The 1,375-nt window shown below is 72.3% G+C and carries 3 protein-coding genes; all 3 read right to left on the bottom strand.

The genetic code is table 11. The features are described from left to right. Positions 1 to 429: MFS transporter (locus AC1D01_RS34770; protein WP_477874083.1), on the bottom strand; the 429-nt coding region annotated here is incomplete at its 3' end. A gap of 27 nt (positions 430 to 456) precedes the next feature. Next, positions 457 to 912 (bottom strand): YybH family protein, encoded by a 456-nt coding sequence (locus tag AC1D01_RS34765; RefSeq protein ID WP_477874081.1) that lies wholly within the window; start codon positions 910 to 912, stop codon positions 457 to 459. A 28-nt stretch (positions 913 to 940) separates the two neighbouring features. Next, on the bottom strand, positions 941 to 1,375 hold a 435-nt coding region (locus AC1D01_RS34760; RefSeq protein ID WP_477874079.1), incomplete at its 5' end, for a flavin reductase family protein.

Genomic DNA, 1,375 nt, shown 5'->3' with positions numbered 1-1,375 from the left:
CGGCAGGGTGTCGGCCGGCACCAGCAGCGGCACCATCGCCTGCTGGGCCGGCATCTGGAAGGCCTTCGCGCAGCCGATCGCGATCGACAGCACCAGCAGCAGCTCGCGGCTCGCCCAGTGGCCGTGCGTGGCAGTGGCCAGCACGCCGGCGATCGCCAGCTGCACCGCCATCGACAGCGCGAGGATGCGGCTGCGGTCGTGCCGGTCGGCGACGTGGCCGGCCACCAGCGTCAGCAGCAACGCCGGCAGGAACTGCAGCAGCCCGACCAGGCCCAGGTCCCAGGCGCTGCCGGTGAGCTCGTACATCTCCCAGCCGACGGCCACCATCAGCATCTGGTTGGCCATGGTGGCCGCGACGCGCGCATACCAGAAGCGCATGAAGGCGGGCAGGGAGAACAGCGACAGCGGAACGGCGGGGAGTGTGGACACGAAGCGTGGGAAGGAAGAAGAGAGTGGTCAGGGGCAGTTGCAGCCCTTGTCGAAGACGATGCGCCAGACGCCCGGCGAGACCCGGCGCCACACCGAGGTGAAGCTCGCGACCGGCTTGCCGTCGGGGTCGAACACCGGGCCGGTGCTCAGCGCGAGCTCGCCGGAATCGAGCACCTCGACCTTGTCGGGGCGCCACGAGAACGGGGCCTTGTCGCCCTCGTAGAAGCGCTTCCACCACGCGGCGACGGCGGCCTTGCCGCGCAGCGGCGTGGGGCCGGAGAAGAACACGGTGTCGTCGGCGAGGAAGGCGGTGAAGGCCGCGTGGTCGCGGTCGGCCATCGTCTTCGCGAATGCGCGCTCGGTGTCGGCGACCTGCTGCTCCAGCGTGGCGCGCGGCACGACGGGTGCCGCACAGGCCGACAGCCACAGCGCCGATGCGATCGCCAGCGACAGGCGGCGGCGGGAGCGGGCGGGGGACGGCATGGAGGGGTGGGGCGTGAAGGGAGCGATGTTACGACCGCCGCGGCAGCGCCTGGGCGTCGAAGGCCTCGCCGGTGGCGAAGAAGCGGCCGCCGGCGATGTAGTGCACCGTGCTGCCGGCCGYGGCGTCGAGCCAGTGGCCGTCGGCGAACAGGCGCGGGTCGGCCCAGGCGGCGATCACCTCGCCGAGGAACAGGTCGTACTGGTTCTGCAGGTGGGGCTCGGGCAGCAGCCGGCATTCGAGCCAGGCGGCGCAGCCTTCGAGCAGCGGGGCCTCGATGCGGCTCGCCGCGAAGGCGGTCAGGCCGAACGCGGCGAACTTGTCCTGGCCCGCCGGCAGCTCGCGGGCCGAGATGCCGCCGACCGCCAGCGTCGCCTCGGCTTGCGCCCGCGTCGGCACGTTCAGCGCGAACGTGCCGGAGCCCTCGACCAGCTGCCGCGTGACGGTGCTCTTGTCGAGCACGAC

The organism is Rhizobacter sp. P3_B12 (assembly GCF_056402895.1).
Note: the sequence above shows the minus strand (reverse complement) of the source record. Positions and strands in the feature narration are given on the sequence as shown.

Excerpts from the sequence above, each read along its gene's own strand:
- AC1D01_RS34765 (WP_477874081.1), bottom strand. The coding sequence starts at position 912 with ATGCCGTCCCCCGCCCGCTCCCGCCGCCGCCTGTCGCTGGCGATCGCA.